The 25,180-nt window shown below is 70.7% G+C and carries 26 protein-coding genes; 13 read left to right on the top strand and 13 right to left on the bottom strand.

All coding sequences use genetic code 11. The annotated features are described in order from the left end of the window. Positions 1-64 precede the first annotated feature (64 nt). On the top strand, positions 65-1,534 hold the full coding sequence (locus tag ACLJOU_RS04165) for a flavin-containing monooxygenase (protein ID WP_410563252.1): 1,470 nt from the start codon (positions 65-67) through the stop codon (positions 1,532-1,534). A 63-nt stretch (positions 1,535-1,597) separates the two neighbouring features. Here the strand turns inward: ACLJOU_RS04165 and ACLJOU_RS04160 are convergent, their stop codons facing one another. Then, positions 1,598-1,876 carry a YciI family protein gene (locus ACLJOU_RS04160; protein ID WP_410563251.1) on the bottom strand — a complete coding sequence of 93 codons (279 nt, stop codon included), beginning with the start codon at positions 1,874-1,876 and terminating at the stop codon, positions 1,598-1,600. A 201-nt stretch (positions 1,877-2,077) separates the two neighbouring features. On the opposite strand from ACLJOU_RS04160, the gene ACLJOU_RS04155 reads away from it, so the two are divergent. From ACLJOU_RS04155 to ACLJOU_RS04140, 4 genes are all read left to right on the top strand, one after another. After that, positions 2,078-2,650, top strand: coding sequence for an RNA polymerase sigma factor (locus ACLJOU_RS04155; protein WP_163046624.1), 573 nt, complete (start codon positions 2,078-2,080; stop codon positions 2,648-2,650). A gap of 91 nt (positions 2,651-2,741) precedes the next feature. Beyond that, a complete protein-coding gene (gene nagA / locus ACLJOU_RS04150; protein WP_410564712.1) occupies positions 2,742-3,893 on the top strand; it encodes an N-acetylglucosamine-6-phosphate deacetylase in 1,152 nt (383 codons plus the stop codon). A gap of 24 nt (positions 3,894-3,917) precedes the next feature. Next, complete coding sequence (locus ACLJOU_RS04145) at positions 3,918-4,313, top strand: hypothetical protein (protein WP_410563249.1); 396 nt, start codon at positions 3,918-3,920, stop codon at positions 4,311-4,313. Positions 4,314-4,370: 57 nt separating this feature from the next. Further along, the gene (locus tag ACLJOU_RS04140) at positions 4,371-5,072 is read left to right on the top strand and encodes a DedA family protein (RefSeq protein WP_410563247.1); all 702 of its coding nucleotides are present in this window, start codon (positions 4,371-4,373) and stop codon (positions 5,070-5,072) included. 3 nt (positions 5,073-5,075) lie between these two features. Here the strand turns inward: ACLJOU_RS04140 and ACLJOU_RS04135 are convergent, their stop codons facing one another. After that, a complete protein-coding gene (locus tag ACLJOU_RS04135) occupies positions 5,076-6,467 on the bottom strand; it encodes an FAD-binding oxidoreductase (protein ID WP_410563244.1) in 1,392 nt (463 codons plus the stop codon). Between the two features lie 85 nt (positions 6,468-6,552). Next, positions 6,553-6,978 (bottom strand): PPOX class F420-dependent oxidoreductase, encoded by a 426-nt coding sequence (locus tag ACLJOU_RS04130; protein ID WP_410563241.1) that lies wholly within the window; start codon positions 6,976-6,978, stop codon positions 6,553-6,555. A gap of 187 nt (positions 6,979-7,165) precedes the next feature. Between ACLJOU_RS04130 and ACLJOU_RS04125 the strand changes: the two genes are divergently transcribed. From ACLJOU_RS04125 to ACLJOU_RS04110, 4 genes are all read left to right on the top strand, one after another. Next, positions 7,166-7,696 carry a MarR family winged helix-turn-helix transcriptional regulator gene (locus ACLJOU_RS04125; RefSeq protein ID WP_410563238.1) on the top strand — a complete coding sequence of 177 codons (531 nt, stop codon included), beginning with the start codon at positions 7,166-7,168 and terminating at the stop codon, positions 7,694-7,696. Further along, positions 7,693-10,275 carry an MFS transporter gene (locus ACLJOU_RS04120; RefSeq protein WP_410563236.1) on the top strand — a complete coding sequence of 861 codons (2,583 nt, stop codon included), beginning with the start codon at positions 7,693-7,695 and terminating at the stop codon, positions 10,273-10,275. The genes ACLJOU_RS04125 and ACLJOU_RS04120 overlap by 4 nt, the downstream gene beginning before the upstream one ends. Then, positions 10,272-11,093, top strand: a complete 822-nt coding sequence (locus ACLJOU_RS04115; protein ID WP_410563235.1) for a YceI family protein — start codon at positions 10,272-10,274, stop codon at positions 11,091-11,093. Before ACLJOU_RS04120 ends, ACLJOU_RS04115 begins: the two co-directional genes overlap by 4 nt. 131 nt (positions 11,094-11,224) lie before the next feature. Beyond that, complete coding sequence (locus tag ACLJOU_RS04110; protein WP_410563232.1) at positions 11,225-11,893, top strand: DedA family protein; 669 nt, start codon at positions 11,225-11,227, stop codon at positions 11,891-11,893. A 1-nt stretch (position 11,894) separates the two neighbouring features. On the opposite strand, the gene ACLJOU_RS04105 is transcribed toward ACLJOU_RS04110, so the two are convergent. The 7 genes from ACLJOU_RS04105 to ACLJOU_RS04075 form a co-directional block, all read right to left on the bottom strand. Continuing rightward, positions 11,895-12,308 (bottom strand): VOC family protein, encoded by a 414-nt coding sequence (locus tag ACLJOU_RS04105; RefSeq protein ID WP_410563229.1) that lies wholly within the window; start codon positions 12,306-12,308, stop codon positions 11,895-11,897. A 202-nt stretch (positions 12,309-12,510) separates the two neighbouring features. Next, on the bottom strand, positions 12,511-13,251 hold the full coding sequence (locus ACLJOU_RS04100) for an SDR family oxidoreductase (RefSeq protein WP_410563227.1): 741 nt from the start codon (positions 13,249-13,251) through the stop codon (positions 12,511-12,513). Then, entirely contained in the window at positions 13,248-13,883 is a 636-nt protein-coding gene (locus ACLJOU_RS04095; RefSeq protein WP_043787338.1) for a nucleoside/nucleotide kinase family protein, read from the bottom strand. The genes ACLJOU_RS04100 and ACLJOU_RS04095 overlap by 4 nt, the downstream gene beginning before the upstream one ends. Next, positions 13,880-14,707 carry a PfkB family carbohydrate kinase gene (locus ACLJOU_RS04090; protein WP_410563224.1) on the bottom strand — a complete coding sequence of 276 codons (828 nt, stop codon included), beginning with the start codon at positions 14,705-14,707 and terminating at the stop codon, positions 13,880-13,882. Before ACLJOU_RS04090 ends, ACLJOU_RS04095 begins: the two co-directional genes overlap by 4 nt. 42 nt (positions 14,708-14,749) lie before the next feature. Beyond that, on the bottom strand, positions 14,750-15,559 hold the full coding sequence (locus ACLJOU_RS04085) for an ATP-binding cassette domain-containing protein (RefSeq protein WP_410563222.1): 810 nt from the start codon (positions 15,557-15,559) through the stop codon (positions 14,750-14,752). Beyond that, entirely contained in the window at positions 15,556-16,551 is a 996-nt protein-coding gene (locus tag ACLJOU_RS04080; protein WP_410563220.1) for an ABC transporter permease, read from the bottom strand. The genes ACLJOU_RS04085 and ACLJOU_RS04080 overlap by 4 nt, the downstream gene beginning before the upstream one ends. Beyond that, positions 16,548-17,564: a substrate-binding domain-containing protein gene (locus ACLJOU_RS04075; RefSeq protein ID WP_410563217.1), complete on the bottom strand. Its 1,017-nt coding sequence runs from the start codon at positions 17,562-17,564 to the stop codon at positions 16,548-16,550. Before ACLJOU_RS04075 ends, ACLJOU_RS04080 begins: the two co-directional genes overlap by 4 nt. Before the next feature lie 107 nt (positions 17,565-17,671). Here ACLJOU_RS04075 and ACLJOU_RS04070 point away from each other — a divergent pair, with 107 nt between their 5' ends. After that, the gene (locus ACLJOU_RS04070; protein ID WP_410563214.1) at positions 17,672-18,709 is read left to right on the top strand and encodes a LacI family DNA-binding transcriptional regulator; all 1,038 of its coding nucleotides are present in this window, start codon (positions 17,672-17,674) and stop codon (positions 18,707-18,709) included. Positions 18,710-18,779: 70 nt separating this feature from the next. Continuing rightward, positions 18,780-19,646, top strand: a complete 867-nt coding sequence (locus tag ACLJOU_RS04065; protein WP_410563211.1) for a LacI family DNA-binding transcriptional regulator — start codon at positions 18,780-18,782, stop codon at positions 19,644-19,646. Between the two features lies 1 nt (position 19,647). On the opposite strand, the gene ACLJOU_RS04060 is transcribed toward ACLJOU_RS04065, so the two are convergent. Beyond that, a complete protein-coding gene (locus ACLJOU_RS04060; protein WP_410563208.1) occupies positions 19,648-20,637 on the bottom strand; it encodes a glycoside hydrolase family 76 protein in 990 nt (329 codons plus the stop codon). A gap of 51 nt (positions 20,638-20,688) precedes the next feature. Here ACLJOU_RS04060 and ACLJOU_RS04055 point away from each other — a divergent pair, with 51 nt between their 5' ends. Together ACLJOU_RS04055 and ACLJOU_RS04050 are read left to right on the top strand one after the other, a co-directional pair. After that, positions 20,689-22,827, top strand: coding sequence for a molybdopterin oxidoreductase family protein (locus tag ACLJOU_RS04055; RefSeq protein ID WP_410563206.1), 2,139 nt, complete (start codon positions 20,689-20,691; stop codon positions 22,825-22,827). 68 nt (positions 22,828-22,895) lie between these two features. Further along, a complete protein-coding gene (locus ACLJOU_RS04050; protein WP_410563205.1) occupies positions 22,896-23,864 on the top strand; it encodes a cellulase family glycosylhydrolase in 969 nt (322 codons plus the stop codon). Positions 23,865-23,867: 3 nt separating this feature from the next. Here the strand turns inward: ACLJOU_RS04050 and ACLJOU_RS04045 are convergent, their stop codons facing one another. Beyond that, positions 23,868-24,518: a TrmH family RNA methyltransferase gene (locus ACLJOU_RS04045; protein ID WP_410563203.1), complete on the bottom strand. Its 651-nt coding sequence runs from the start codon at positions 24,516-24,518 to the stop codon at positions 23,868-23,870. A 14-nt stretch (positions 24,519-24,532) separates the two neighbouring features. Continuing rightward, positions 24,533-24,922 carry a DUF2784 domain-containing protein gene (locus ACLJOU_RS04040; RefSeq protein WP_410563202.1) on the bottom strand — a complete coding sequence of 130 codons (390 nt, stop codon included), beginning with the start codon at positions 24,920-24,922 and terminating at the stop codon, positions 24,533-24,535. Positions 24,923-25,180: the final 258 nt, after the last annotated feature.

The raw sequence follows: 25,180 nt of genomic DNA, 5'->3' as shown, positions 1-25,180 counted from the left end.
CCAAGTAACTGTTACCTGAGGTAACGTCATCTGGGCACCAACTCGACGCAGCGGAGGCCGACAGATGACCGAGCGGTTCAAGGTCGTGATCGTGGGCACCGGGTTCTCCGGGCTCGGCCAGGCGATCCAGCTCGAAAAGGCCGGCATCCGGGACTACGTGCTCCTGGAGAAGGCCACCGAGGTGGGCGGCACCTGGCGCGACAACTCCTACCCCGGGTGCGCGTGCGACGTGCAGTCGCACATGTACTCGTTCTCGTACGAGCAGAACCCGGGCTGGTCGCGGTCGTTCTCGCCGCAGCCGGAGATCTTCGAGTACCTCAAGGGGGTCGCGGACAAGTACCGGCTGCGCGAGAAGATCCGCTTCGGCGTCGAACTGACCGGCGCCCACTGGGACGAGCGGGAGCGCCGCTGGACGGCGACCACGAAGGACGGCCGCGAGTTCGTCGCGCAGTTCCTCGTCTCCGGGGTCGGCGGCCTGCACATCCCGCAGGTCCCCGAGCTGCCCGGGATCGCCGAGTTCAAGGGGCAGACCTGGCACTCCGCGCGCTGGAACCACGAGTACGACCTGCGCGGCAAGCGGGTCGCGGTGGTCGGCACGGGCGCCAGCGCCGTCCAGTTCGTCCCGAAGATCGCCCCCGAGGTCGCCGAGCTGACCCTGTTCCAGCGCACGCCGCCGTGGATCATGCCCAAGCCCGACCACGCGATGCCGTCGTGGGCGCAGACGCTGTTCAAGCGCGTGCCCGGCACCCAGCGCCTCTACCGCAACGCGCTGTACTGGCTGCTCGAGGCGCGGGCCATCGGCTTCAACGGCCACCCGGCGCTGATGAAGGCCGGCGAGCTGATCGCGAAGCGGAACATCGCGAAGGGCATCCAGGACCGCGCGCTGCGCAAGAAGGTCACGCCGGACTACACGATGGGCTGCAAGCGCGTCCTGATCTCCAACGACTACTACCCGGCGCTGGCCCGGCCGAACGTCGACGTCGTCACCGACGGCATCCGGGAGGTCAAGGCGCACTCCATCGTCGACTCCGCGGGTGTCGAGCACGAGGTGGACGCGATCGTCTACGGCACCGGCTTCAAGGTGACCGACGCGCTGGAGTACCTGGACATCACCGGCGTCGACGGCCGCAACCTCGCCAAGGAGTGGGCGACCGAGGGCATGCGGACGCACAAGGGGATCACGGTGTCCGGCTTCCCGAACCTGTTCTTCCTGCTCGGCCCGAACACCGCGCTGGGCCACAACTCCGTGGTGTTCATGATCGAGTCGCAGGCGCGGTACGTCGTCGACGCGATCAAGCTCGCCGACTCGCGCGGCGCCGCGGCGCTCGACGTCCGGCCGGGCGTGCAGGACGAGTTCCAGCGGGAAATCCAGGACAAACTGGTCAAGGGCGTCTGGACCCAGGGCGGCTGCAAGAGCTGGTACCTCGACGCCCAGGGCGTGAACCGCACGATCTGGCCCGGCTTCACCTGGCGCTACTGGCTGGAGACCCGCAAGGTCGACCCGGCCGACTACGAGCTGTCCGGCCGGGCCTGACCCGCGGAGCGGCCGCCCGGCGGCGCGACCTTTCGCCGCGCGCCGAAACGTCGGGCGGGGAGCCTAGGCCGGCAGCCAGGCGCCGATGACCGGCTTGAACTCGCGGACGCTGCGCTCGGCGATGACGCCCTCCAGGAAGTACGGGTCCCGGTCGATCGTCTCCTTGAGGTGGGCCTCGTCGTCGGCCTGGTACAGCGTGACGCCGCCGGTGCCGTCGCCGAGCGGCCCGGCGACCGCAACCCGGCCCTCCTCGGCCAGCTTGCCCAGGAACTCGCGGTGCCGCGGCCGGACGTCCGGCATCTTCTCCTGGACGTAGGTGATTTCGACGAGGAACCAGGCCATGTGGATCTCCGGGGGTCGGCGCGGACGGGGCACTGCCGACGCTACCCGTGTCACGGTTCTGTACCAGCAGCCGATCTGTGGCACCGGCATCCCAACCCGATAGGCTGGGCACGCGTCAGTACCTGTGTGAGCGCTGTGAACACCGTGAACCTGCTGACGCGGCACACCGTGCAAACCGGGGTCGAGGACAGGCAGGGGTTCATGCTCGAGGGCAATGCGGAACGCAGTGTCGAGGCGACCCTCGGCCACCTGCGGGTCATGGACGGTCCGGCCCCGGCGCAGACGGCCGCGCCGCTGACCCTCGAAGACCTCTACCGCCAGCACCGCATGCGGCTGGTCCGGCTGGCGATTCTGCTGGTCGACGAGCCCGCGACGGCGGAAGACGTGGTCCAGGAGGCCTTCACCGGCCTGCACCGCAACTGGGGCAGGCTCCGGGACGCTGCCGCCGCGGTCGGCTACCTGCGCACCGCCGTGGTCAACGGGTCACGCAGCGTGCTGCGCCGCCGCAAGACCGCCCGGGAGTACGTGCCGCCGCACGCGGTGAACGCGCGATCCGCCGAGAGCCTCGCGATGCTCTCCAGCGAGCACCAGGCCGTGGTCAGCGCGCTGTCCAAGCTGCCGCCCCGCCAGCGCGAAGTGCTCGTGCTGCGCTACTACGGCGGGCTGAGCGAGGCCGAGATCTCTGAGGCCGCAGGTATCTCCAAGGGTACCGTTAAATCGACCGCCAGCCGGGCGCTCGAGGCACTCCAGAAGGCCATGCAAGCCCCACAGTGACCCGGGTGGACCATTCCGATCACTGAGTCGTATCACCATGCTTGGTCCAGACCAATATATGCTGGGGTGCGTGAGAGGCGCCGGAGATTTCGTGATCATGGGCGGCCGGGTCGCCGCCCCGGACCGTGTACTCGACGACGGCTGGGTAGCCGTCTCCGACGGGCGGATCGCCGGCGTGGGTTCCGGGACCCCGCCGTCCGGCGAGCACGTGGACGTCGGCGGGGCACTGGTCGTGCCTGGTTTCGTCGACACCCACTGCCACGGCGGGGGAGGTGCGTCGTTCACTTCCCTCGATCCGGAGGAACTGGTGACGGCGGTGCGGGCGCACCGCCGTCACGGCACCACGACCATGCTGGCCAGCCTGGTGTCCGACCCCGTGGACATCCTGCGTGAGCAGGTCGCGGCGCTGCGTGAGCTCGTCCAGGACGGCGAGGTCGCGGGCATCCACCTGGAGGGCCCGTTCATCTCGAAGGCCCGCTGCGGTGCACACGACCCGGAAACCCTGCTCGAACCGGACACGAGCACGGTCGAGAAGCTCCTGCGCGCGGGCCAGGGCGCGATCCGGATGGTCACGATCGCTCCCGAGCTGCACGGCGGCGTGAAGGCCGTCCGGCAGCTGGCCGAGTCCGGCGTCATCGCCGCGATCGGCCACACGGACGGCGTCGAGGAGCAGCTGCTGCCGGCGATCGACGCGGGCGCGACGGTGGCGACCCACCTGTTCAACGGCATGCGGCCGCTGCACCACCGCGAGCCCGGCCCGATCGGGGCGCTGCTGGACGACGAGCGGATCACGATCGAGCTCATCTGCGACCTCGTCCACCTGCACCCGACCGTGGTGCGCCTGGCGGCGAAGCACGCGGGCCGCAACCGGACGGTGCTGATCACCGACGCGATGTCGGCGACCGACGCGGCGGACGGCCGCTACACGCTGGGCCGCCTGGAGGTCGACGTCCACGACGGCGTCGCCACCCTCGCCGACAACGGCTCCCTGGCCGGCAGCACCCTGACGATGGACACCGCCTTCCGCAATCTGGTCCGGGGTGCGAAACTCGGCATCCTCGACGCGGTGCACGCGACGTCGCAACGGCCCGCGGAGCTGCTCGGCATCGCCGACCGCACGGGGATGCTGTGCGCCGGGTACCAGGCCGACATCGTGGTCCTCGACGAGGGCTTGCGGCCGGCGAAGGTGCTGCGCCGGGGAGAATGGGTCGCCGAGGTGGGAACGGCTACCTTGAGCACGTAGTCGAAAGGGAGCGGACGGGCGGAGATGAGCGAGCCGAAGGACCCCGAGCAGCTGCTGGCGGACGCCCTTCGCGCGCAAGCCGTCTTCGCCCCGCAGGCGTCACCACCGGCACCTGCACCGGCGCCCGCGCCTACGTCTCCTGCGGCGCCTGCGCCTGACACCGAGCCGAGCACCGAGGCCGTCCCGACCAGCGCGATCAACGAGCTGCCGTCGGCGTACGGCCTGCTGTCGGGCGCCGGCGCGGGCTCACTGGAGCGCGAGCGCGCGGCCTTGGACGCGGCTTCGCAGGCGCCGACGGCGTACTCGCCGCCGCCACCCCCGCGTCAGTCCGCGCAGCTGCCGGCGTACTGGATCCTGATGCTGGCGGTGCTGCTGGGCCTGGCGGCGGGATCCGTGGTGGGCCTGCTGACACTGGTCTGAGGCGGGTCTGAGGCGGGTCTCAGTCACGACTCAGGGTGACCCTGTACCGTTTTCGAGGTGATTCTCGCCCAGAGCACGGTCAACACGATGTCGCTGCTGCCGTCATGGCTGGACCCGCAGCACCTGCTGAGCGGGCTGACGACACCGGTCATCGCGGTGCTGTGCCTGATCATCTTCATCGAGAGCAGCATCTTCCCGGTGCTGCCGGGTGATTCCCTGCTGTTCACGGCGGGCCTGTTCATCGCGAACGGCACGCTGAACGCGCCGCTGTGGCTGGTCTGCGTCCTGGTGACGGCGGCGGCCCTGCTCGGCAACGTGGCCGGCTACTACCTGGGGTACTTCGCCGGGCCGAAGCTGTTCAACCGCCCGGACTCGAAGTTCTTCAAGCGCGAGTACGTGGACAAAACGCACGAGTTCCTGGAGAAGCACGGCCCGAAGGCGGTCGTCCTGGCCCGGTTCGTCCCGTTCGTCCGCACGTTCATCACGTGGATTGCGGGCGTCGGCCGCATGGACCCGAAGCGCTACTTCACCTACACGGTGATCGGCGGCATCCTGTGGGCCGCGGGCATCACCATCCTGGGCTCACTGCTGGGCAACATCTCGTTCATCCGCAACAACGTCGACGCGATCTTCGTGCTGATCGTGCTCGTGTCGGTGGTGCCGATCGGCCTGGAGTACCTGAAGTCGCGGCGCGAGAAGAAGGCGCTGGCGGAGGCCGACCCCGAGGTCACGCAGCGGATCCCGCGCATCAAGGACTGATCATCAGGTCATCGAGAACATCGATCCCGGGTTGAAGAGGTTCTCCGGGTCCAGCGCCCGCTTGATCTCCTGGTGCACCCGCAGCCCCACGGGCCCGATCTCCCGGGCCAGCCACTCGCGCTTGATCTTCCCGACCCCGTGCTCCCCGGTCACCGTCCCGCCGAGCGACAGCCCCACCTCGAGGATCTCGTCGAACGCCCGCTGCGCCCTGGCGAACTCGTCCTCATCGTCCGGCTGGTAAACGATCGTCGGGTGCATGTTGCCGTCGCCGGCGTGGCCCACCACCGCGATCCGGAGACCCACTTCCGCGCTGATCTTCTCGCAGCCCCGGATCAGCTCGGCGATCCGCGTCCGCGGCACGCACACGTCGTCGGTCAGCCACAGCCCGTACGTCTCCAGTGCCGTCAGCACCACGCGGCGGGCCTGCAGCAACATGCGGCCCTCCTCGAGGTCCTCCGTCGTGTACGCCAGGTCCGCTCCGCAGTCGACGCAGATCTGCTCCAGGGCCGCCAGCTCGCGGCGGGCCACCTCGCCGCCCGCGTCGGACTGGCCCAGGAGCAACGCCTGGCAGTCCGAACCCGCGCCGAGGTCCGTCTTCAGGTACGCCTCGGACGCCTTGATCGACGACGCGTCCATGATCTCCAGCAGTGACGGCACCAGGCCTTCGCGGACCACCCGCGCCACGGCCTCCCCGGCCGCTTCGGTGGTGCTGAAGCCCGCGACGAGTGTTGCCGGGGCCTGGGGCAGGGGCTTGAGCTGGACCGTCGCCTGCGTGATCACCCCGAGCGTGCCCTCGCTGCCCACGAACAGCCGGGCCAGGTCGTAGCCCGCGACGCCCTTCACCGTGCGCCGTCCGGTCTTCAGCAGGGACCCGTCGGCCAGGACGACCTCCAGGCCGAGCACCGAGTCCGTCGTCACGCCGTACTTCACGCAGCAGAGCCCGCCCGCGTTGGTCGACAGGTTGCCGCCGATCGTGCACCAGTCGTAGCTCGACGGGTCCGGCGGGTAGAACAGCCCGTGCTTTTCCACGGCGGTGCGGAAGTCCAGGTTGACCACGCCCGGCTGGACGACCGCGAGCCGGTTGCCCGCGTCGATCTCGACGATCTCGTTCAGCTTGGTCAGCGACAGCGTGACGCACCCGTCGATGGCGTTCGCCGCGCCGGACAGGCCGCTGCCCGCCCCGCGCGGCACGATCGGCACCTTCGCCTCGGCGCACGCCTTGACCACGGCCTGCACCTGCTCGGTGTTCGCGGGCAGCACCACGGCGAGCGGCGTGCCCGACGGCGCCAGCGGCATCATGTCCCGCGCGTAGGAAGCGGTGACGTCGGAGTCGGTGAGCACGGCGCTCTTGCCGAGCAGGTCGCGGAGCCGGGTGACCAAAGCTTCGTCGCTCATGACCTCATGGTAAGCCCGTCCAGTCCGCAGTGCGGAAATTTTGTTTCGAAACGAGCCGGATCGGAGCAGCGTGATCGGAAGCGGGTCAGCGGACCAGCCCGAGCAGCTTTTCGACGTGGACGGTCAGCAGCACCCGCTGGTCGGTGACCATGGCCTGGCGGTACTCGGCCCAGTCCGGGTGCTCGCCGGACGCCCGCCGGTAGTAGTCGACGAGCGCCTCGACCGTCGCGTCGTCCGGCGCGGCCGCCGGTGCGGTCAGCGACGCCCGGCCCTCCACGACGACGTAGCTCCAGCCGTCCTCGCTGCTCACGTGGAAGGTCACCCGCGGGTCGCGGCGCATGTTCTTCGTCTTCGCGCGGGTCTCGGTGACCGACGCGATGAACGCCGCCTGCGCGGGGTCGTACAGGTAGGTGATCGTGGACAGCTGCGGGCGGCCGTCGCGGCGGATCGTGGCGAGCACCCCGTGGCGGCGGGCGGCCAGAAAGTCCTGGAGAGCTGTGTCGTCGGTCATACCCCGTGCAAGCCGATCACGGCCGCCGTTGTTCCGGAAGCAGCCTGAGAGAAATGTGCTTGCATACGACAACTAAAGTGTGTTCCGCCACATCGCGAGGTACTCGGCTTGCACAACGGCCGGCTGAGGCACATCCTTGCCTGAGGCAACTAGTTGCAGCCGCCAATTAACGGCTCGAAGGATCACCATGGCACCGAACCACTCCGCCACCCGGCCGCCGGCCGAGCTGGACCTCGCCGACCAGCTCGGGCACGAACTCGTGCGCCTGGTCCGGCTGGTCAACAAGGCGAAGTCGCAGGTCTCCAAGCAGGGTCCGGACGGCATCGAGCGAGCGGCATACGCGATCCTCTTCACCCTCATCCACGAGGGCCCGCAGCGCACCAGCCGGCTCGCCGAGTCGCTCCACTCGGAGATCTCCACGATCAGCAGGCAGTCGAGCTCACTCGTGCAGCACGGCCTGGTCGAGCGCCAAGCCGATCCCGAGGACGGCCGGGCCTGCCTGCTCGCGCCGACGACCGAGGGCATGCGGGTGTTCGAAGAGAACCGCAAGCAGCGCAACCAGTGGCTGGCCGAAGTGCTCGGGGACTGGACGGACGGGGAAATCCAGACCCTGAACCGCCTCTTCGGCCGGCTCAACACAGGTATCGAGAACCACTCTCCACAGCTGGCCGACGCACACGCGTCCGCCGGTGCACCGGCCAAGGGGGCCAACGCATGAGTTCCACCACCGAAGCCCCGGCCCAGCCCGAGGCGAAACAACCACCACGGCTGAGCCACCGCCAGATCGTCACGATCCTGAGCGGCCTGATGTGCGGCATGTTCCTCGCCGCGCTCGACCAGACGATCGTCGGCACGTCGATCGTCAAGATCGCCAACGACCTGCACGGCTTCGACCTGCAGGCCTGGGCGACCACGGCGTACCTGATCACCTCGACGATCGTCACGCCGATCTACGGCAAGCTCTCCGACATCTACGGCCGCAAGCCGTTCTACCTGACCGCGATCGGCATCTTCGTCGCCGGTTCGCTGGCCTCCACCTTCGCGCAGTCGATGTACGAGCTGGCCGCGTTCCGCGCGGTGCAGGGCCTCGGCGCCGGCGGCCTGATGTCGCTGGCCATGACCATCCTCGGCGACATCGTGCCGCCGCGTGAGCGGGCCAAGTACCAGGGTTACATCCTGGCCGTGTTCGGCCTGTCGACCGTGCTCGGCCCGGTGCTGGGCGGCCTCTTCGCCGGCATCGACTCTCTCGGCGGCATCAGCGGCTGGCGCTGGGTCTTCCTGATCAACGTCCCGGTCGGCGTGCTCGCGCTGTTCGTCGTGGCGAAGGTGCTGAACGTGCCGCACACGCCGCACAAGCACAAGATCGACTGGTGGGGCGCGCTGACGATGATCGTCGCGGTCGTGCCGTTCCTGATCGTCGCCGAGCAGGGCCAGAAGTGGGGCTGGGGCGACCAGAAGGCCATCTGGTGCTACGTCGTCGGCGGCGTCGGCGTGATCGCGTTCATCGCGGTCGAAAAGCTGATGAAGGACGCCGCGCTGATCCCGCTGCGGCTGTTCAAGAACTCGACGTTCACCGTGGCGATCATCGGCGGTGTCATCGTCGGTGTCGCGATGTTCGGCGCGATCACCATGATCCCGCAGTTCATGCAGGTCGTGCAGGGCTACACGCCGACCGAGTCCGGGCTGCTGATGCTGCCGCTGATGGCGGGCATCATGCTCAGCTCGATCGTGTCCGGCCGGCTGACCGGGAAGACCGGGCGCTACAAGATCTTCCCGATCATCGGCACCATCCTGATCGCCGGCGGCGCGTTCTTCTTCGCCCAGGTCAAGTACGACTCGGCGCTGTGGCACCCGCTGGTCGCGGCGGCCATCATCGGCCTCGGCCTCGGCCAGTGCATGCAGACGCTGATCATCGCGGTGCAGAACGCGGGCCCGCGCAGCGACATGGGCGTCTCGACCGCGTCGGCGACGTTCTTCCGCCAGATCGGTGGTACCGCCGGTGTCGCGATCTTCCTGACCGTCCTGTTCAACACCCTGCTGCCGAACATCACCAAGGCGTTCGGCGGCCGGCTGCCGGCCGGCGCCGGCGCGGGCATCGGGAACCTCTCGGAGAACACCAGCGGCATCCAGAACCTGCCCGAGGCGATCAGGACCCCGGTGCTGGTCGGCTTCACCGAGTCGATCACCACGGTGTTCTACATCGCGGGTGCGGTGGCGCTGCTGGCGACCGTGGTGCTGCTGTTCATGAAGGAGATCCCGCTGGTCAACGCGGCCCCGGCCGCGGCGGCCGTGGAGGGCGGCGAGGCGCTGCTGGAGGCGGACGACCACGCCGACGAGCCGACCGAGATCGTCGAGCCGGTGCGCCCGGTCGACCGCGAGCCCGCCCTCGTCGGCAGCGGTGGCAAGCACGCCCTGAGCAACGGGCACGGTGACTACCAGGCCGTTTCCGGGGCGCTGCCGATCACGAACTCGCTGGCCGACGCCGAACTCGACACGCCGCGGGTCGGCACGGGCGGGCTGCCGGTCACCGGGCACGTGCGCCGCCAGGACGGCAGCCACGTCTCCGGCGCGGCACTGACCCTGATCGACCAGCGCGGCCGCCAGGTGGCGCGGGCGACCGGGGCCGCCGACGGCAGCTACTCGGTGCCCAGCCAGGGCCCCGGCCAGTACGTCCTCATCGTGTCGGCCCACGGCCACCAGCCGCAGGCCTCCAGCGTCGTGATCAGCAACGGGCCGGCGACGGTCGACGTCACGCTCACCGGGTCCGGCGAGCTGACCGGCACCGTGCGGGCGGCCGCGACCGGCCAGCCGCTGCCGAACGTGACCATGACGCTGACCGACGGCCGCGGCGAGGTCAACGGCGCGTTCATCACGACCACGGACGGCACCTACGCCTTCGTCGGGGTCGGCGCCGGGGCGTACACCCTGGTCGCCAGCGGTGCGGGCTACCGGCCCGTCGCGCTGACGCTCACCGTGCCCGACAGCGGCGTGCTGCGCCACGACGTCGAGCTCGCCAGCTCGGTGCTGCTCACCGGCACCGCGCGGACCGAGGGCGACCGGATCGTGCCGGACGCGCGGATCACCGTGCTCGACGCCGAAGGCAACGTGGCCGCGGTCGCGCGGACCGATGGTGAAGGCCGGTACGTGGTCAGCGACCTGCCCGCGGGCGCGTACACCGTGGTCGCGAGCGGCTACCCGCCGGCGACCAGCCAGGTGGAGCTGACCGGCGGCGAGGCGGACCACGACGTCCGGCTGAGCTACGACCAGGCCCTCGACGAGCTGGTCGACCGGTCATGACCGGGTTGCGCGCGACCCTCCGCACGGCCGAGGGCTGGGTGGTGGAGCACGCGGTGCTCACCGTCACCGACCCGGCCGGGCGGCAGGTCGCCCGGCAGGCGGCGGACGTCCGCGGCGAGGTCGTCACCGACGGCCTCGCCCCGGGGGTCTACACCGCCGTCGTCACGGCGGCCGGGTACACCCCGGTCGCCCGGACGGCCCAGATCGCCTCGGACGGCAGCGGCTCGCTCGGCGATGTCGTGCTGGCCCCGGTCGCCGAGGCGATCGAGCTGCCGCCCGCCGGGCCGTGGGTGATCGACCCGATCCACTCGTCGGTGGTCGCGACCGCCCGGCACCTGGGCATCGCGAGCATCAAGGCGCGGTTCCCGGACGTCTCGGGCCGGATCGAGATCGGCCGCCCGGCCGAGCGGTCTTCGGTGCACGCCGAGATCAAGGCGGCGAGCATCGAAACCGGCATCAAGATGCGCGACGACCACCTGCGCTCGCCGGACTTCCTCGACGTCGACGTGCACCCGGTGATCACGTTCACCAGCACCGGGCTGCGCCGGCGCGGCGCGGACTCGTGGACGCTGCTGGGCGAGCTGACGCTGCACGGCGAGCGCCGCGAGATCGAGCTCGAGCTGACCTACGGCGGCTGGGGCCCGGACCCGTGGGGCGGCGTGCGCGTCGCGTTCCACGCCGAGACGACGCTGCACCGGAACGACTTCGCGATCAACTACAACGCGATGGTCCGCGCCGGGGTCGCGGCGGTCGGCACGACCGTGAAGGTCGAGCTCGACATCGAAGCGGTGCAGGGCGAGACGCTGCCGCAGTTCTGAGCTTCACCGGCCGGAGGCCCTCTCACCCGTGGGTGAGGGGGCCTTCACCGTTCGTGAGAACGGAAACTTTCGGAGTGCGCGATTTGACCGTTCGCCGCAGGCCGTTCACCCGGGCCACGTAGGCTCGCGGGGTGAACGTCGTGAGCATCGAGGCCGCGGGCGTCGGCGTGAGCTGGCTGGACACCGCCGGACCGCTGCTCGTCTGGGTGATCGTGCTGAGCTTCGTGCTGGTCGAGTGCGCGCTGATCATCGGGCTGTTCCTGCCCGGTGATTCGCTCCTGTTCGGCGCCGGTGTGGTGCTGGCGCAGCACGGTTCGGACGCCAACGCGTGGTTCCTGTCGGGGGCCGCGCTGATCGTCGCGGTCCTGGGCAACCAGATCGGCTACTACATCGGCCGGACCAGCGGGACGAAGCTGATTGCCCGGCGCGACGGCAAGGTGCTGAACCGGCAGGCCCTGGAGCGGGCGCAGCGGTTCCTCGACCGCCGGGGTTTCTTCGCGATCGTGGCGGCCCGCTGGATCCCGTGGATCCGCACGCTGGCCCCGCTGATCGCGGGCGCGGCCCGGATGGACCCCCGCCGGTTCCTGGTGGCGACGACGCTGGGCGGGCTGCTGTGGGTGCCGACGCTGGTGCTGCTCGGCTACTACGGCGCCGGCCTGCTGGACGCCCTGCCGTGGCTGAAGACGGCGGCGCTGTGGATCAGCATCGCGTTCTTCGTGGTCGGGACCGGGTACGGCGTGCTGCGCTACCGCCAGGAGATGCGCCGCCCGGTGGACGAACGCGACGACGCCCGCGCCTGAGTCAGAGCTCCGGGTCGGTCCAGATCTCGAGCTGGATGCCGTCCGGGTCGCGGAACACGATCACGCGCGAACCTTCGAAGGTGCGTGACGGCGCCGCCGGCACGTAGGAGACGCCGAACTCCTGGAGCCGGCTCTCCCATTCGGCCAGCTCGGCGGCGGAATGCACCCGGAAGGCGACGTGGTCCAGCCCGGTGCGGCGTTCGTCGAACCCGCGGCGCCCGGTGTCCGCGTGCTGCACCAGGACCACGGAGAACTCGTCCCCGGCCGAGCGCAGCACGACCTTGCGCAGTCCCGTGTCCGGCTCTTCGCGCCGGGTGACCTCCTCGAGGTCCAGGACGCGCACGTACCACGGCACGCTGCGGTCCACGTCGGTCACGGTGAGCGCGAGGTGGTGCACGGACATGAGTTTGGCCATGGCTTCCGAAGCCGTCCTTTCGCGTGGCGGCTTCCCAGAGTTGCACAGCGTTCGGCACGGAAAACGCGAGTGACCAAGTTCCCGGTCCGATCGTGATCTCGCCGTCTCCGGCCGTCCCAGCAGGCGGACAGAACGCACTCAGCGCGCTCGACCCCTCACAGCGGGCAACGGACACGATCCAGTACGGCCTGATTCACCCGGATCAGCGGCCGCCGCCGACGTCGAGCAGCGCGCCGGTGGTGAACGACGAAGCCGGCGACAGCAGGAACAGCACCGCTTCGGCGATCTCCGCCGGCTGCCCGGGCCGGCCCAGCGGGATCTGCGGCGCGTACTTCGCCAGCCGGTCCGGCAGGCCCGCGGCCGCGTGCAGCCCGGTTTCGACCATGCCCGGCCGGACCGCGTTGACCCGGATGCCGTCCGCCGCGACCTCCTGCGCCAGGCCGAACGTCAGCGTGTCGACCGCGGCCTTCGACGCGGCGTAGTGCACCCACTCGCCGGCCGAGCCGGTGCGCGCGGCCGTCGAGGAGATGTTGACGATCGCCCCGCCGTCGCCGCCGTGGCGCGTGGACATCCGGCGGACCGCCTCCCGGCAGCACAGGAACACCCCCGTCACGTTGACGTCGAGGGTGCGCCGGACGACGTGGACGTCGTAGTCCTCGAGCCGGCCCGGGGTGTTGCCGACGATGGCCGCGTTGTTGACCAGGCCGGTCACCGCGCCCAGCTCCGCGGCCGCGTCGAACAGCGCCCGGACGTCGTCCTCGGCCGAGACGTCCGCGCGGACCGCCAGCGCCTGCCGGCCGTGGTCCCGCACCTGCGAAGCGACGGCCTCGGCGGGCGCGGGATCACCGGAGTAGTTGACGACGACGTCGTGGCCGCGGGCGGCGGCCAGCGCGCAGATCACCGCGCCGATCCCGCGGCTGCCGCCGGTGACGATGAGGGTCAAATCGCGAAGTTCGCCAGCGGCAGGTTCTCCAGCACCAGGTCGGCGCGGTCGCGCGTCTGCGAGATCAGGTCGGCGTTGCGCTGGTCCGAGCCGAGCGCGCGCTGCCGGGCTTCGACCAGGGAACGGCCGTACCGGCGGTGGCGCGACACGAGCCGTTCGATCCGCTCGGGCTCGTCCGGCGCCAGGAACCAGGCCTCGGTGAGCAGCGGCCGGATCGCGCTCCACGGGTCGTCCGGCAGCAGCAGGTAGTTGCCCTCGGTGATGACGAGCTGGACCTCCGGCGGCACGGCGACGGCCCCGGCGATCGGCTCCTCGATCTCGCGGCGGAACTCCGGCGCGTACACCGTCTCGCGGCCTTCGGCCAGGCGGCGGATGAGGTGGTAGTAGCCCGCCGCGTCGAAGGTGTCCGGGGCGCCCTTGCGCTCGGTGCGGCCCAGCCGCCGCAGCTCGACCTGGGCGAGGTGGAAGCCGTCCATGCCGACCACCGCCGCGCGCGAGCCGAGCGCGTTGGCCAGCGCCCAGGCGAGCGTGGTCTTGCCGGACGCGGGCGCACCCACGATGCCGAGCACGTTGCGCTGCCCGCGCACGGTCAGGCCCTCGGCCCGGGCCAGCAGGTCGTCGAACGCCGTCATGTCCTGTTCCTTCCTGCGATCGCGGTCGTCCACGACCGCGGTCCCACATGCCGCACCCGTTCGGCGGCCACCTCGTTGGCGAAGCGGATCCGGTCCGGCACCGTCCGTTCGCGCGTCACGGCCACGGCGAGCGCGCCGTGCCAGACGTCGCCCGCACCTAGTGTGTCCCGCGCTTGGACGGCGGGCACAGGCACCTCACCCGAGCCGCCGTCCGCAGTGGACCAGCGCACCGGCCGCGGTCCCGCGGTGGTGATCACGGTCGGGACGCCACGCTGGTGCAGGCCGGGCTCCGGCGCGGTGAAGTGCGCGGAGCACGCGGCCACGTCCACCAGCGGCAGCAGCTCGTCGAACACGGGTTTCCAGCTCCCGGCGTCCAGCACCACCGGCGCCTCGGCATCCCGCGCCACCGCCAGCGCAAGCTCCGGGTAATGCCCGTCGAGCAAAATGACATCAGCTGCCAGTGGCGGCACTTTCACGCGAAAGTGCCGCCCTCCGGCGTTGCGGGAGACGACCGTGCGCTCGCCGTCGCGGTGCCGGACGGCGGCCGCGCTGACCGGGGGCGGGTCGGGCAGGCCGGGGGCGAGGTCGATCAGCCGGACGCCGTGGGCCTCCAGGTCGGCGCGGGCGAGGGCCGCCAGCGGGTGTGCGCCGAGGACGGTCAGCAGGGTCGTCTCGGCGCCGAGCGCGGCCGCCGTCACCGCGGCGTTCGTCGCGGGCCCACCCGCGGCGACGTCCACCTGCAGCGACTGCACCTTCTCACCCGGCGCCGGCAGCTCCTCGACCCGCTGGACCACGTCCACGGTGCACAAGCCCGCCAGCAGCACCCTCACTCCGGCCTGAGGCACTCGTTCCCGCCGAGGGCCCATTCAGCTGAGCCCGGCCACGTGGGTCGCGGCCGCGGCCTCTTCGACCTCGCCGTTCTCGTTGAGCCGCAGCGCCCCGGTGAGCAGGCCGACGACCTGGTTCATCGAGTGCGTCTTCGGCGAGACGACCGCGACGCGCTTGCCGAGGCGGTGCACGTGGATGCGGTCGGCGATGTCGAACACGTGCGGCATGTTGTGGCTGATCAGCACCACCGGCAGGCCGCGGTCGCGGATCCGGCCGATCAGGTCGAGCACCTTGCCGGACTCGGCGACGCCGAGCGCGGCCGTGGGTTCGTCCATGATCACCGCCTTGGTGCCGAACGCGGCCGCGCGGGCCACCGCGACACCCTGGCGCTGGCCGCCGGAGAGCGTCTCGACGGGCTGGCTGATCGACTTGATGTTGATGCCCAGTTCGTCGAGGATCCGCTGCGCCTCGGCCCGCATGGTCGCGGTGTCGAGCTTGCGGAACAGCCCGAACGGTCCCTTGAGCCGCTTCTCCCGGCCCAGGAACATGTTCGACGCGATGTCGAGCGCGGGCGCGACGGCGAGGTCCTGGTACACCGTCTCGATGCCGTAGTGGCGAGCGTCCAACGGGGACTTGAAGTGGACGGTCTTCCCGTCCACTTTGATCTCGCCCTCGTCCGGGATCACCGCGCCGGACAGGGTTTTGATGAGCGACGACTTCCCGGCGCCGTTGTCGCCGACGACGGCGAGCACCTCGCCGGGGAGCAGGTCGAAGTCGGCGCCGTCGATGGCGGTGACGCGGCCGTAGCGCTTGACCAGGCCCCGGGCCTGGAGGATCGGTTCGGTCATGACTGCTGCTGCCTCCTCGCGATCCGGTCCACCACGACGGCGGCGATGAGCAGGGCACCGGTGGCCAGGTCCTGGTAGTTGCCGTCGACGTTCATCTGCGTGAGGCCCGACCGCAGCACGGCCACGACCAGCGCACCCATCAGCGTCCCGAGCACCGAACCGCGGCCGCCGAACAGGCTCGTCCCGCCGAGGACGACGGCGGTGATCGAGTCGAGGTTGCCGAGCTGGAACTGGTTCGGGTCGGCGTTCGGCGTCCGGCCGAGCGCCTGCCACGCGGCGATGCCGAAGGTCAGCCCGGCGACGATGTACACCGACAGCACCGTGCGGTTGACCTTGATGCCGGACAGCCGCGCGGACTCCGGCGCGTTGCCGACCGCGTAGACGTGCTTGCCCCACGCCGTTTTCGTCAGCGCGTACCAGATCCCGAGGTACATCAGCAGCGCCAGCGTCATGCCGTAGGTGATCGGGATGCCGCCGAAGAGGTAGCGCTTGGTGCCGAGCCACTGCAGCAGCCCGTCGGTCACCGGTACGGCCTGACCGCCGGCGATCAGCTTCGACACCGCGGTGAGCATGGTGAACGTGCCGAGCGTGATGATGAACGCCGGCAGCTTGATCCGCGTGGTGAGCCCGCCGATGAAGAGGCCGACGACGACCGTCAGCACGATGCCGGCGAGCAGCGCGACGAAGCCGTTGGTCCCGGCCGCGGCGAGTTTCGCCATGATCAGCGTCGCGACGACCATCGAGGCCGCGTTGGACAGGTCGATGCCCGCGATCAGGATGACGAGCGTCTGGCCCAGCGCCAGCGTCCCGACGACCAGGGACTGCTGGACCACGGTGGACAGGTTGTCGAGGTCGAAGAACGTGTCCGTGGCCAGCGAGAACACCACGATCGCGACGATCAGCGCAAGCGCGGGGCCGACCGCCGGGGCGCGGACCAGGAAGTCGCCGAGTGACTCGCGATCCTTTGTGGACACTGCGGTGGCGGTCGTCATTTCTGGCCTCCCCAGCAGTTCTGCAGGCCCCAGGCGGAATCGTGGCTCTCGATGCCGGGCAGGGGCTTGTCGGTGATCACGGCGGAGCCGGTGTTCACGAAGCCGGACGGCTTCTTGCCGGTCTTCGCGTATTCGACGGCGGCGAGCACGCCCTGCTCGGCCATCTTCTTCGGGAACTGCATGACGGTGGCGGCGAACTGGCCGTCCTTGACGTTCCGGACGCCTTCGCAGCCGCCGTCGATCGAACCCATGACGACCTGGTTCGTCAGCCCGCGGGCCTTCAGCGCCGCGTACGCGCCGCGGCCCATCGGCTCGTTCATCGAGTAGACGGCGTTGATGTCGGTGCTGCGCTGCAGCAGGTTCTCCATGCCCTGCTGGGCGAGGCTCTGGTCGCCGTTGGCCGCGGTGTGGCCCTTGATCTCCGGCGAGCCGTCGGTCAGCCCGATGCCCTTGAGGAACCCGCCGTGCCGCTGCGTGTCGACCGAGCTGCCCGCGGTCCCGTCGACCATCAGCAGCTTCGGCGGGACGCCCTTGAGCGCGGCCTTGACGTAGGCGCCCTGCTGCTCGCCGGCCGCGAAGTTGTCGGTGGCGAAGGTGGCGTCGACGGCGTCCGGCGGTTCGGTCGCGGTGTCGAGGGCGATGACCAGGACCCCGGCGTCACGCGCGTCCTTGATCGCCTTGAGCACGCCGGTGGACGAGCTGGGCGTGATCAGGATCGTGTTCGCGCCCTGCTGGCGGAGGTTCTCGATGGCGCGGACCTGGCCGTCGTTGTCGCCGTCGAACTGGCCGGCGAGCGCGCTGAAGTCAGCTCCGTTGGCCTGCGCGGCCGCTCTCGCGGCGTTGCGCAGTTCCACGAAGTAGGGGTTGGTGTCGGTCTTGGTAACCAGGCCGACCTTCGCCTTGCCGCTGCCGCCGGTGTTCGTGTTGCCGCCCCAGTGGCGTTCGACCGTGCACCCGGTCGTCGCGGCGAGGACGGCGGCCAGCACGGCTGCGGTGAGACTTCGCTGTCTCATGGGTATCCACCCTTTGCTGGGTTCGAGGCTTGCCGATGGACCGGAAGGTAGACAGACTGCTCGGTGGACGCAAGCGTTTGCGCAAACGCTTGCCGGAAAGGATTGGCATGCCCCAGCCGAGGTCGTCGCGCCCCACCCAGCGCGACATCGCCGAGCTCGCCGGCGTATCGATCACGACCGTCTCGCACGTGGTGAACGGGACCCGCGCGGTCGCCGAGGAGACCAAGGCGGCGGTGCTGCGGGCGATCGAGACGACCGGCTACACCGGCGACGCCATCGCACGTTCGCTGGTCACGGGCGGCACGCGCTCGATCGGGATGGCGGTCTCCCTGGTGGCCAACCCGTACTTCGCGACGCTGATGCAGGCGATCGAGCGGGAGGCGTCGGCCCACGGGTACACCGTCCTGCTGGCCGACACGCACGACGCGGCGGACACGGAACGTGACACCGTGCGGGCGCTGCGTTCCCGTCGCGTCGACGGCCTGCTCATCACCCCGGCCCCCGGCGACGGGCCGGTGATCGGCGAGCTCGTCTCCCTGGACGTGCCGACGGTCCTGATCGACCGGTTGTCCACCCGCACCGACGTCGACCAGGTCGGCTCGGAGAACATCCAGGCGACGTCGGCGCTGACCGCGCACCTGGCCACGCTCGGGCACCGGCGGATCGGGATGATCAGCGGCGTACCCGGGTTGTCGACCAGCGAGGAGCGCGTGCTCGGCTACCGGCTGGGGCTCGGCCGCTCCGGACTGACGTGGGCGTCCGACCTCGTGGCCTGCGGAAACTCTTCGCGCGATGGCGGCGCGCTGGCGTTGAGCACGCTGCTGGCGCTGCCCGAGCCGCCGACGGCGCTGGTGGTCGGCAACGACAGCATGATGGTCGGCGTGCTGCACGAGGCCCGCCGGCGCGGCCTGCGCATCGGCCGTGATCTGCCGGTGGTCGTCTACGACGACGTCGAGTGGGCGGACCTGGTCGACCCGCCGCTGACGACGATGGCGCAGCCGATCGAGGAGATCGGCCGGCAGGCGGTGCGGCTGCTGCTGGCCCGGATCAACGACCCGGCCCGCAAGGCCGAAACGGTACGGCTGGCACCCACTCTCCGTCACCGTGAGTCGTGTGGCTGCCCCCCGGTTCACTCACTTCGGTGATTCTGGGGAAAGGACGCCGTCCTGCGGCCGTTCAGCGGATACCTTTCCGCTGAGCGTCTGCGAGGGCTTGATGACCGCACTTTCGCCGGACCTCCGGTTGTGGGACCCCCCGGTCACCTACCGGATCGGCGTCGCCATGGGGGTTTCCGCGAACCCGTACGCGGACCAGCTGCTGCGCGCCATCAGGGCGGCCGCCGCACAGGCGGGGTGTGACGTCGTGCTGGCCGACACCGGGGACGCCGTCGGCGAAGAGGCCGAGGTGGTGCGCGCGCTGCGCGCGGACCTGGTGGACGGCGTGCTGCTGGTTCCCTCGGCCGGCGACGAAGCAGTGGTCAACGGCCTGGTGCGGATGGGCGTCCCGACGGTGCTGGTGGACCGGGTGGCCGCGCGCAACGACGTCGACCAGGTCGGTACCGAGAACGTGCACGCGGTGGCCTCCCTGGTCCGGCACCTGACCGACCGGCGCCACCGGAAGATCGGCCTGGTTTCGGGCGACGAGGGCCTGGAGATCAGCCGCGAGCGCGTCCGGGGCTACCGGCTGGGGCTGGAGCAGGCGGGGCTGCGGTTCAACCGCGAGCTGGTGGAGAGCGGTTTTTCGAACGCGGGCGGCGCAACCCGGGCCACGGCCAAGCTCCTGGACGGCTGGCCCTCCCCGACGGCCCTGGTGGTGGCCGACGAGTCGATGCTGGTGGGCGTCCAGTACGAGGCCCACCGAAGGGGTATCCGCATCGGCTCGGAGCTGGCGGTGGTCGGCTACGGCGACATGGACTGGGCCCGCCGGGTGAGCCCGGCGGTGACGACCCTGGTCCAGCCGGTCGCGGACCTGGGGCGGCGGGCGGTTCAGCTGCTGATGTCCCGCATGGCGGATCCCGATCGGCCCCCGGAGTCGGTGTGGCTGACGCCGAGGTTCCTCCACGGCGCTTCCTGCGGCTGCTGAACTAATCCAGCGTTGCTGCGGCTTCGAGGAGCATCCAGCCGCCCACCTGGACCGACATGTCCCGTTCCGGGGCGTCCTCCGGCAACGGCCAGGGTGCCGGGCGGTCCCAGTACGCGCTGAACACCGGGCCCGGCGCCGCGCCCGACCAGCAGGCCTCCGCCGACGTCAGTACCAGCGATCGCGCCACCGCGGCTTCCGGTCCTGGCAACGCGCGAGCCGCCAAGGCCAGGTACCGGGCCAGGATCGCCGCGAACAACCCGCCGTCGCCGCCGCCCTGGCCGCGGATCACCCCGCCCGGCGCGCAGTGCTCGGCCACCGCGCACACAGTCCGGGCAGCGTCGTCCATCAAGGACAGCTCAAGGCAGGCACCGAGGTAAACCCCTTGGCAGTACGTGTAAATGTGCTTCACCAGCTCGCCCGTGCCCGCGCGGATCCCGTCCCAGACCAAACCGGAATCGGGATCGACCAAAGTGGACGTCAGCCAGTCCGTCATGGCCCGGGCGCGGGCCAGGTTTCCGGACCGGGCGTGGAAGATCGCCGCCGGGCCGTTGGCCGGGGCGTTCTTGAAGTCGTCGCCGCGGCGCCACCAGATGCCGCCGCCCGCCGCCGACGTCCAGCCCGACAGCAGCTGCGTGTCGATCGCCGCCAGCGCCGGGCCCACGTCGATGCCGAGCGCCGATAACCGTTGCAGCGCAAGGCCGAGCCACGCGATGTCGTCGTAGTAGTCGTTGGTCCAGCGGCCGAAGTTGCGCAGCCGCACCGAGCGGACGAAGGACCGGATCGAGGCCAGGCGCGCCGCCGAAGGGGCCCGCAGCTGGGCGTCGACCAGCGTGTCCAGCAGGTGCGCCTGCCACCAGTAGTTCCAGTGCCAGTGCAGCCGCTGCTCCGCCGACGGGGGCCAGCCGCTGCGGCCGAGCACCGTGCCGGGCAGCGCCCAGACCCGCCGGAGGTGCCGCGAGGTCACCGCGCGTTCGGCGGCCGAAACGTCCATGTCGCAATCGTGCCTTGCCCATCGACATACCGCTCGGTATGTTCGGTGGTCATGACGACGGCCCACGTCACCTGCCCGCTGTGCGAAGCCACCTGCGGCCTGGAAGTGACGCTCGACGCGAACCAGCAGGTCACGCGCGTCAAAGGTGACGAGAAGGACGTCTTCTCGAAGGGGTACATCTGCCCCAAGGGCGCGTCGCTCGGCGCGCTGCACCACGACCCCGACCGGCTGACCGCCCCGCTGCTCAAGCGCGACGGCGAGTTCGTCGAAGTCAGCTGGCAGGAGGCCTACGACGAGATCGCCCGCCGCCTCCCGCCGATCCTCGAGCAGCACGGCCGGGACGCCGTCGCGGTGTACGCGGGCAACCCCGGCGTGCACAACATCGCGCTGACGCTCTACGGCCGCGTCCTCTACAAAGCCCTGGGCACCAAGAACTTCTACAGCGCGACGTCGGTCGACCAGCTGCCGAAGCACTACTCCGCCGGCACGATGTTCGGCGACCCGCTCGCCATCCCGGTGCCCGACCTCGACCGGACGCGGCACCTGCTGATCCTCGGCGCCAACCCGCTCGTCTCCAACGGCAGCCTGATGACCGCGCCGGACATCCGCGGCCGGCTGCGCGGGATCCGCGCGCGCGGCGGCAAGATCGTCGTCGTCGACCCGCGCCGCACCCGCACGGCCGAGTTCGCCGACGAGCACCACGCCATCCGGCCCGGCACCGACGCGCTGCTACTGTTCGCGCTGGTCAACGTCCTATTCGCCGAAGACCGCGTTAAGCCGGGACGGCTCGCCGACCACCTCAACGGCCTCGACGACGTCCGGGAGCTGGCCGAGCCGTTCACGCCGGAAGCCGTCGCGCCGCGCACCGGCATCGCCGCCGAGGAGATCCGCCGGCTCGCGCGCGAGCTGGCCGCCGCCGGGAACGCCGTGGTTTACGGCCGGATCGGCACCACGACCCAGGCGTTCGGCACCATCGCCAGCTGGCTGGTCGACGTCCTCAACGTGCTCACCGGCCACCTCGACACCCCGGGCGGCGCGATGTTCCCGCTGGCCGCGTGCCAGCCCACCGGGAACCGGCGGCCGTTCGCCGTCGGCCGGTGGCGCAGCCGCGTGCGCGGCCTGCCCGAGGTCGTCGGTGAACTGCCGGTCGCGACGCTCGCCGACGAGATCGAAACCCCGGGCGAGGGCCAGGTCCGCGCGCTGATCACGGTCAGCGGCAACCCCTGCCTCAGCACGCCGAACGCCGGGCGGCTCGCCGCGGCCCTCGAAGGCCTCGACTTCATGATCTCCGTCGACGTCTACCTCAACGAGACGTCCCGCCACGCCGACGTCATCCTGCCCGGCCCGTCACCGCTGGAGCGCCCGCACTTCGACCTGGCCTTCTACCAGCTGTCCGTCCGCAACATCGCCAACTGGACGCCGGCGACGCTGCCGTCGGCCCTGCCGCAGGAGTGGGAGACCATGCTCCGGCTCACCGGCATCGTCGCCGGTCAGGGTCCCGAGGCCGACGTCGCGGCGCTCGACGACTTCGTCGCCGCCGACGTCGCCCGCCGAGCCGGGCTGGAAGTCACCCACGACCGGACCGGGCCCGCGCGCCTGGTCGACCTGATGCTGCGCGCGGGGCCGTACGACGTCACGCTCGCCGACCTCGAAGCCGCGCCGCACGGCGTGGACTTCGGGCCGCTGAAGCCGCGGATCCCGGAGGTGCTGTGCACCGCGTCCGGGCGGATCGAGCTGGCCCCCGAGCCGGTCGTCGCGGACGTCCCGCGGCTGCGGGAAGAACTCGCGAAGGCCGCGGAAGCCGGGCTGGTGCTGATCGGGCGACGGCACCTGAGCTCGAACAACTCGTGGATGCACAACCTCACGCCGCTGGTCCGCGGCGGCAACCGCTGCACGGCCCAGGTGCACCCCGAAGACGCCGCCCGGCTGGGCCTCACCGACGGCGCCCTCGCCTCGGTGACGTCCCGCGCGGGCAAGCTCGAAGTCCCCGTCGAGGTCACCGACGAGGTCCGTCCCGGTGTGGTCAGCATCCCGCACGGCTGGGGCCACGACGTCGAGGGCGCCCGGACGCGGGTGGCGCGCGCGAACCCCGGCGTCAACTCGAACCTGGTCGCCGACGAGACGCTGCTGGACGTTCCGTCCGGAACGTCGGTGTTGAACGGTATTCCGGTCGAGGTCACCCCCGTCTGACCCTTGACGCCGCGGCGAGCCGTCCGGGATTCTCGACCCGGCATGTTTACGTGAACATCGGAGTTCGCATGGCTCGCCTTCGTCACTGCCTGCTCGCCGTCCTGCTCGTTCCCCTGCTCGCCGTCCCGCCGACCGCGGCCGCCGCCACCAACGCGTTCCGCGGCGTGAACTGGGCGGACGCCCGCGACAACTACGTCGACGGCTGGGTGATCCCGACCGGCCTCACCGCCGGGGACAGCTACGACAGCGTCCGCAGCAAGGCGGACGGCATCATCACCGGCTTCCAGCAGAAGCTCGGCGCCAACACCGTGCGGCTGCCCATCAACCCGCAGAGCGTCAACTCGGACTGGTGGGGGCGGTACAAGGGCGCGGCCGACTCGGCCCTGTCCCACGGCATGAAGGTCATCTTCGGCTACTGGGAAGCGAACAAGGACGGCTTCGTCGACGACACGAACGCCTGGAACACCATGTGGGACAAGGTGACCGCCGACTACGGCGGCAACGGCAACGTGTACTTCGAGCCGATGAACGAGCCGTTCGGCTACAGCCTGACCGCCTGGGTTTCGCTCTGCTCGACCTGGCTGTCCCGGCACTCGACCATCCCGCGCGGCCGGGTGCTGGTCAGCGGTACCGGCTACAACGACAACGTGACCGGCGTCGGCGCCGCGAGCGCGCTGGACGGCACGCTGCTGTCGCTGCACTTCTACGGCTTCTGGGCCTCCGACACGACCCGCTCGGCGTGGACCGCGAACCTGAGCAACCGGCTCGGGTCGTACTCCGGCCGCACGATCATCGACGAGGCCGGCGCCCCGATGACGACCGGCCTGAACTACTCCGCCGGCCACCAGGACGGCAACAACTTCACCGCGTACTTCGCCGCCACCACGGACCTGGCGCGGTCGCGGCAGCTGGGGGTCGTCTACTGGCCCGGCCTGCGGTCCGGGGACACGTACTCGATCACGCGGCAGAGCGGCAGCGGCCTGGAGACCAACAACGCGACGGGCGTGGCCCAGCTGCGCTGGGGCTGGGGCCTGTAGGCGTCACCAGGCGCGGCCGAGGTCGGCGTGCTGCCGGATCCAGGCGTGCATGACGATTCCGGCGGCGACCCCGGCGTTGATCGACCGGGTCGTGCCGAACTGGGCGATCGACACCACCAGCGACGCCGCTTCCTGCGCCGGCTGCGAAAGCCCGGGCCCTTCCTGGCCGAACAACAGGACGCACTCGCGCGGGATTTCCGCCGTCTCGACCGGCTGCGACCCCGGCGTGTTGTCCACCGCGACGACGGCGAGGCCGTGCTCGCCCGCGAAGGCGATCAGGCCGTCGACGTCGTCGTGGTGACGCAGGTGCTGGTAGCGGTCGGTCACCATGGCGCCGCGCCGGTTCCAGCGGCGGCGGCCGACGATGTGCACCTCGGCCGCGGCGAAGGCGTTGGCGGTGCGGACCACGGTGCCGATGTTGTGGTCGTGCTGGAAGTTTTCGATCGCGACGTGGAACGGGTGCCGCCGGCTGTCCACATCGGACACGATCGCCTCGCGGCGCCAGTAGCGGTAGGCGTCGACGACGTTGCGGCGGTCGCCGTCGCGCAGCAGCTCGGGGTCGTACCGCTCGTCCGCGGGCCACGCACCCGGCCACGGGCCGACGCCGACCTCTTCGCGGCTCACCCACTCGGTGGGTCCGGGTGTTGTGTTCACCCGGTGATTCTCGCTCAGCCCAGGGGGACCGGGCGCACCTGGGTTTCCTCGTCGTGGCGGTGGCGCCAGCGGTGGTACACGCCGACGTAGGAGTAGGCGACCACCGCGATCGCGCCGATGCCGATCGCCGGCAGCCACGACTGCGGGAACACCGTGCCGTACAGGTAGTAGGCGTTGAACCCGCCGGGGAGGTCGCCGAGGCCCTGCTGGTGCCGGAAGTAGTTCTCCAGCGCGGTGAACGGGCACGCGACCGGTGCCACGTTGACCAGGATGCCCCAGGCCAGCCCGAGCAGGTGGATGAAGATCAGTTTCGGCCAGCGCCAGGCGACGAACCCGCCGAAGCCGATGAGCAGCAAGGCCAGGATGTGCACCACGACGGTCACGTCGGCCAGGAACTTCGCCATCGCACCCCCTCCACCGATCCCCCTACCAGCGACTTTACTCCGCGGGCCAGGGCCGTTCGCCTTTATGGATGCCCATCCGTGTGATGTTTAACCAAGCGGAGCAACCTGTTCACCTCCGCGGTGACGGAGGCGTTACACCGGGTGGGAATTCCGGCGGCCGCTTGGCCGGGTACTGCGTCGGCTCTTCGTGCGGGTACTGGTCGGGCGCGCCGTCCGGTTTCTTCCGGTTCGGATCGGCTGGTCGCTGCGGTTCCGGCG

The organism is Amycolatopsis sp. cmx-4-61 (assembly GCF_046548775.1).
GTDB lineage: Bacteria > Actinomycetota > Actinomycetes > Mycobacteriales > Pseudonocardiaceae > Amycolatopsis.
This window is presented reverse-complemented; position numbering and strand designations above follow the sequence as displayed.